This is a genomic window from uncultured Campylobacter sp., assembly GCF_938040115.1.
Taxonomy (GTDB): domain Bacteria; phylum Campylobacterota; class Campylobacteria; order Campylobacterales; family Campylobacteraceae; genus Campylobacter_A.
Map to the genome: position 1 here is coordinate 1 of NZ_CALHXD010000050.1, position 6,608 is coordinate 6,608.

At 46.1% G+C, this 6,608-nt stretch carries 5 protein-coding genes; all 5 read right to left on the reverse strand.

Annotation, left to right across the window (positions count from 1 at the left end):
* Positions 1 to 2,773, reverse strand: a 2,773-nt coding sequence (locus Q0314_RS02025; RefSeq protein ID WP_298055958.1) for a DEAD/DEAH box helicase, incomplete at its 3' end; no start/stop codon positions are given.
* The gene (locus Q0314_RS02030) at positions 2,763 to 3,917 is read right to left on the reverse strand and encodes a Mur ligase family protein (protein WP_298055960.1); all 1,155 of its coding nucleotides are present in this window, start codon (positions 3,915 to 3,917) and stop codon (positions 2,763 to 2,765) included. The genes Q0314_RS02025 and Q0314_RS02030, both read right to left, overlap by 11 nt.
* Positions 3,917 to 5,452 carry a GGDEF domain-containing protein gene (locus Q0314_RS02035; RefSeq protein ID WP_298055963.1) on the reverse strand — a complete coding sequence of 512 codons (1,536 nt, stop codon included), beginning with the start codon at positions 5,450 to 5,452 and terminating at the stop codon, positions 3,917 to 3,919. Before Q0314_RS02035 ends, Q0314_RS02030 begins: the two co-directional genes overlap by 1 nt.
* Complete coding sequence (locus tag Q0314_RS02040; protein ID WP_002946618.1) at positions 5,442 to 5,975, reverse strand: penicillin-binding protein; 534 nt, start codon at positions 5,973 to 5,975, stop codon at positions 5,442 to 5,444. The genes Q0314_RS02035 and Q0314_RS02040 overlap by 11 nt, the downstream gene beginning before the upstream one ends.
* 3 nt (positions 5,976 to 5,978) lie before the next feature.
* On the reverse strand, positions 5,979 to 6,608 hold a 630-nt coding region (locus tag Q0314_RS02045; protein WP_298055968.1), incomplete at its 5' end, for a class I tRNA ligase family protein.

A 6,608-nucleotide genomic window follows, 5' to 3' on the forward strand; every position in this document is an offset into this window, starting at 1 on the left:
TAATGAGACTTAAAAACTGCTTGGTGTAGATGTCTGGCTTACCGAATCTATCCTCGATCTCGCCCTCTATCTCATAAACCTCGGCCACCTCCTTGCACTTGCTAAGCCGCCTATAAAGCTCCAAACGCAGTCTATCCTCGCCGATAAACTCCGAGTTTAAAAATGCATTAATGCTGAGTTTCAGATCGATTTTCGCACTCTCAAAACTCTCTTTATTTAGCAGTTTATTTATCTCTTCTTCGAGCATTTTGATGTAGAGCGAGTAGCCGATCGCCTCGATATGGCCGCTTTGAGCTTCGCCGACGAGATTGCCGCCGCCTCTGATTTCTAGATCGTGATAGGCTAGCACGCTGCCTGAGCCCAAAAACGAATTACTCTCAAGTGCGACTAGGCGTTTTAGCGCGTCCTCGCTTAGGGCGTTTTTGTCTTCGACCAGGAAGTAGCAATACGCCTGCTTGTCGCTCCTGCCGACGCGTCCGCGTAGCTGATGCAGGTCTGCGATACCGAATTTATTCGCGCCCTCGATGATGATGGTGTTTACGTTTGGCAGATGGATACCGCTTTCTACGATGCTGGTGCTTAGCAGCACGTCGTATTCGCCGTTTTCAAACTTCATCATCTCCTCTTCGGTCGTTTTAGCGTCAATCTTGGAGTGTAGCATGAGGATGCGTAAATTTGGCATGATGTCTAAAATTTGCTTTTTTGCCTGAGGCATCGTGGCGATGTGGTTGTGGATATAAAAAATTTGCCCGCCGCGGCGCAGTTCGCGCATGATGGCCTCTTTTACCGCCTTTTCGTCCCACTCGCGCACGCTGGTTCGCACGTCTAGGCGCGAGCTTGGCGGAGTTTGTAGCACCGAGTAGCCCTTGACGCTTGAAAGCGCCATATTTAGGCTGCGCGGTATCGGCGTCGCGCTCATAGATAGCACGTGCGAGGCGCTTGAGATCTCTTTTAGTTTTTCTTTTTGCTTGACGCCGAATTTATGCTCCTCGTCGATGATGATGAGGCCTAAATTTGAGGGCTTAACCGACAAAAGTGAGTGCGTACCCACGCAAACGCAAGGCTGCCCGGCCTCTAGCGCCTTAACCGCGGCCGCTTTTTCCCTCGCGCTTGTGAAACGGTCGAGTTTAAAGACGCTAACGTCAAATTTGCCCAGCCTCTCTTTTAGGCTTTTAAAATGTTGCGAGCTAAGAAGCGTCGTCGGCACGAAAAATAGCGCTTGAAAGCCCGATTTCACGCATTTAAATATCGCGTTCATAGCAACTTCCGTTTTACCAAATCCCACGTCGCCGCTAAGCAACCTATCCATCACCTTGCCGCTTTTTAGGTCGTTTGCTATGTCGCTTGAGGCGCGCTCCTGATCTCTCGTGTAGGCAAAGCCCGCGTTTTGCAAGAAATTTAGATACTCCGCATCGTCCTTTTCGATGATTTCGCCGCGGATTAGTTCGCGCTGGGCGGCTAGTGAAATAATCTTTGACGCGATTACAAAAAGCTTGGCTCTAACTTTTTCTTTTATCTTGGCGAAATTTGCCTTGCCTAGACGGTCTAAAACCGCGATACTGCCGCTACCCGCGACGTATCTGTCGATCAAATTTAAGTGCTCGACTGGCAAAAGCAACTTGTCCTCGTTTTGATAAACGATCACGACAAACTCGCGTGTCCTGCCGAGCACGGTTAGCTTTTCAAGCCCCGTAAATTTGCCGATGCCGTACTCCTCATGCACGACGTAGTCGCCGGCTTTTAGCTCGTCGATGACTAGACTCGGTTTTTTGGCGCGCTTTTTCTTTTCAAATTTATTTAACGAGACGATGATCTCGCTTAATGAAACCAAATTTAACGCCGCTTCGGTTTGCACGAACTCCACGTTTTGATATTCGCTTAAATTTAATGCGTTAAAAAGTCCCTCGTTACGCGCTAAAACCTTGATTTTTTTATTTTTATTAAGCTCGAAAAAATCGGCGTTTGGAGTTACGCTTAAATCTTTATAAACTTTAGCCGCGGGCAAGACGGGCAAATTTGCCACCTCGCCTAGATCCCGCTCAAAGCCGTCAAATTTTTTCGTTAAAACCGTTTTAAATTCGCGCGTATAGTCGATAAAACCGTCTATCGCCCAAAATCCGAGCGTCTTTAGGTCGCTGATTAGCGCGTCCGTTTGCATATCTTTTATTTTTTCTGACGTTTTTTCAAACTCAGCCTCGCCCAGAGCCGCGATAAAAGGCGAAATTTCAACGCTTTTTAGCTCGGTTTTGTTTGAAATTTGCGTTTGCGTGCTGTAGTGCCTGATGCTCTCTATCTCATCGTCAAAAAGCAAAATGCGGTTTGGCTCCTGCGCGCCGACGCAAAAAACGTCAATGATCTCGCCGCGAACGCAAAACTCGCCCTCGCTCTCCACGATATCGACCGCCTCGTAGCCAAAGCGCAGTAGCTTTTGGGCTAACTCTTTGGGATCGATTTTGTCGCCGAAATTTAGCGTTAGCTTTTGTAGATGTTTTTTTCCTGGAAGTTTGTTTAGAACCGTGCAAATGGGGCTAATGAGGACCTTTTTGCCCTCAAATTCGTAAAATTTAGCTAGCTCGGAGGAGAGCTCAAAAAGCTCGGCGCTAAAGCTACGCAGATCATCGCCCTCGCGCGCCCTAAAATCGGGCAACCTAAAAGCTCTAAGCCCGGCAAATTCCGCCGCGCTAAGAGCCGCGATAGCCTCCTTGTCATCCTCACAGACGAGCAGCTGCGCATCGCCTCCGTTTAAAAAATACTCAAAAACCTCACTTTGCACCGCGGTACCTTTTTAGGAAGGCTTCCACGAGGTAAAACGACCCGAACGCCAGATACTCCTCGTCCGCGCGCACGTCCGTAAAGTCAGCAAACTCCATATCAAGCTGGCGCAAAGCCTCTTTTACCTGCGCTGTCGCTAGCTCGCGGCCCGGCGTCTCGTACTCGATGATGTAGGTTTTTTTTACGATCGGTTTGATCGCCTTTAGGACGGCTTTTATGTCCTTGTCAGCAAAGGCGTTAAAGATCAAATTTAGCTTTTTGCCCTCAAATTTTTTAGCTAGGGCTTGCGCCGCCATCTCGTTGTGCCCGACGTCAATCGTGACGTTTGGCGCGATCTTTTCGCAGCGTCCGTTTAGATCTAGCGCGCCTAAATTTGCTAAATTTAAGCTAAATCCAAGCTCCTTAAACGCCGAAGAGCTAAGGGTCAAATTTGAGCGCAAAAACTCTGGTAAGCCAAATTTGTCCGCGTAAATTTTAATCTCGTTTTTATCCTCATCACTTAAATTTTCGGACGCAAATTTAAGCGTTGCGCCCTTTTTAGCGGCGACTTGCCTAGCGATACCGACGCAAAGCTCGTTCATGTCGTCGTTCATTAAAGCAACGTCCGCCATCGCGTTAAATTTAGTCGTCGCAATCTGCTCTAGCGTATCGCCCAGCAGCGCCGTGTGGTCAAAGCCGATCGGAGTAAAGACGCTAAGGCGCTTGTCAAATACGTTCGTAGCGTCAAATTCGCCGCCTACGCCAGCCTCGCAGACGAAAAAGTCGCACCCCTCAAAAAGCGGAGCGCAAAGCATCGTCGCGTACTCGAAATACGAAAGCGAGCGCGCTACTTCGGCAGGCAAAATTTTAATCAGCCTCTCGTGAGCCGTTTCGAGCGCATCCGCGCTAGCTACGGCGCCGTTCATCCAAAATCTCTCTCGAAACTCGAAAATATGCGGGCTCGTATAGTGTCCGACGCTATGGCCGCGAGCGAGCATCTGCGCTAAAAATCGCCCCGTGCTACCTTTGCCGTTCGTGCCGATAATATGGATGATTTTTGGTATTTTAAACGCGCCTTGTACGAATTTAAAGGTGTTTGGCATGCGAGCGCGGTTGATTTCCTTGTAAAAAAGGGGTTTGTTTTCTAAAAAATATTCGAGTTTCATTAAATTTTAGGCATCACCTGATCTCTGCCGTTTTGCTTAGCTTGATATAGCATTTTATCCGAAGCTTCTAATACGGCTGCTTGACTTTGATTTTGGCTGCGTATAGCAACGCCGCAACTCACCGTAACGTTAATGCGTTCGTCTTTATATAAAAATTTGGAGTTTTTTAGCACATCGCGCACCTTATCCGCAAACTCTATACTCTGCGCCATATCAAACCCCGGCAACAACACCACAAACTCCTCGCCGCCGTACCTAGCGACGAAATCGGCTTCCCTGGAGTTGCCCCTAAGCACCCTTCCTACGCTTGCTATTATCACGTCACCGGCGTCGTGGCCGTATTCGTCGTTTATATTTTTAAAATGATCTATATCAAAAAAACACACGGAGTAGTCGGCATTTTGTTGTAAAAAATCAACCTCCAACCGCCCAAGCTCTTCCATTAGTGCTTTTTTTGTCGCGGTTTTAGTTAAAAAATCCTCTTTGCTCTCGGCTTTCGCGCTTTCTAGCTCTACTTCCAGCTTGCTCACTTTTTCTTGTAGCTCTTTTATAGTTTGCTGGTCGCTTAGCATCTGCTCGCCTAATTGCTTAACCTCGACATCCAAGGTATCGGCGATATTTTTTAATTTATCTCTGATCCCCTCAAAACTATCTTCGTTTAAATTTATCGAATTTAGATCGTTTTTGATAAACTGCATCTGGCTCGAGCTCTTAGAAGAACTGCTGATTAGGCTTGCTATTTGCTCGTTTATGCCATCCAAAACCTTATCTAGCGATCCGACTTTCGTAGAAACCTCGGCCCTATCAAGCTCGATACGCTTTTTGGTCAAATTTTCTATATTTTTTCTAACCGAGAAATCTTCTAAAAGCTTTGGATCGCTTTTTAAAATTTTATTTACTTTTTCTATTTCGCCGTCGATTTTATCGGTAATAGAAGGTCTTAGCATATCCGATACGAGCGGAACTAGTTTTTCGCAAGCCTGCTCTTTCGTCAAAACATCCTCAAGCTCAGCAACGATATCTCTCAGGTCACTAAAATTTTTAACGCCGTAAACGCCCAATCTTTTCAAAAAACTATCGTCGTAATCGGTTAAAAAATCGAACCATTTGTCTTTTATTCTATCTATGGCTTGCGCATCTAGTCTTCTATTTAGGGCTTCCGAGCTTGCTTCGGCTAAATTTTTAGCATTTTTATTGTGCAACGAAGCTACGGCCTGAAAAACCTTTTTATTCATAGCTACGAGTGCATTTATTAGTTTTGGATACTCGGCTAGGCCGGGCGAATTTAGCCTAGCCGCCATAAAAGCAAAAAGCTCGTCCAAGTTTCTTACGTTTTTTTGTTTTAGCTGCGCTTTAAGCTCATCGTTTAGGCGAGCCGAGTATTTTTCAAGCTTCTGACAATCAGGCACTATTACGCCGTTTTTTTTCGCTATCTCGCAAAAAACCTCGGCGTAGTTATCCGGAGTTAACATGAGCCCTCGCTCTTTCATGGTCTGGATTGATTCTTTTATGACTTGGCTGACGCTAGTCGCCATTTTTTAGCCCTTTTACCGCAAGCACGGCGATATATTCGTCAAAAGCCTCCTGCGAAGCCTCTTTTATAGCGTTATACTTTTCGCTCTCGCTGATAACGCCGTCGGCAAATCTAGTATCCCTTACCTTTTGCGAAACGGTAAAGTCGTGCTCGCCCGAAGTCGTCACCGATAGCGTTTTGCCGCCTTTTAACTTAGTGTCGAAATTTAGCGCTAGTATCGCTTTATACGAAGTTACATAGCCATTTTCATCGTATAACAACGCTTGATAGTTAAGCGATTTGATCGAGACGGTTATGGTGGTTGGCTCGTTTTTATCGTAGCTTATGCGTTTGCCCAGCCTTGTTACGATACCCTCTAGTACGCTATCTTTGATCCAAACGCTGTTTTTAGGCTCTTCTTTGCTTATCAATACGTTTACGTATACACGGTCGCCCATTATGTCGTTCGTGATCTTTGAGACGGGCTTATAGCCGCATCCAACCAAGATGAAAGTCGCCAAAAGTAGTAAAAATTTTATCTTCACGATTTAGCCTTTTATTACGAAATTTACGAGTTTGCCGTTCACGTAAATTTGTTTGATTATTTCTTTTCCTTCTAGCCATTTAGCCGCACTTTGTCTAGCTAGAGCCAAAACCTCGTCATCGCTCGCGCTGCTTGGCGCTTCAAATTCGCCGCGTCTCTTGCCGTTAACTGTGATAGCCAAATTTAAGCTATCTTTTTCGAAAACCTCGTCCAAAATTTCTATTTTCGTAAAATTTGCCCTGCCAAATAGCTGCTCGCTAAGCTCGTTTGCGACATGCGGCACGATAGGCTCGAGCAAATTTAAGATGATAAAAAACGCTTCCGTCGTTACGTCCTGATTATCCTGCGCGTTTACGGCATTTAGAGCCTCCATGCAAGCAGCGATCAAGGTGTTAAACGTAAAATTTTCCTCGTAAACGTCGTTTGATTTTTTAAGCGCCTCATAAACCTTCATACGCGCATATTTTTCTTCTTTGCTCAAATTTGCGTGCGCTATCTGCGGGATTTGCGTGCATTTTTTTACGCCCGAGCTTCGTTCGTATAGGCGGTTTAAAAATCTAAACGCGCCCTCGACCGCGCTATCGTTCCACTCAAGCTCCTTTTGCGGAGGTGCGGCAAATAGGATAAAAAGCCT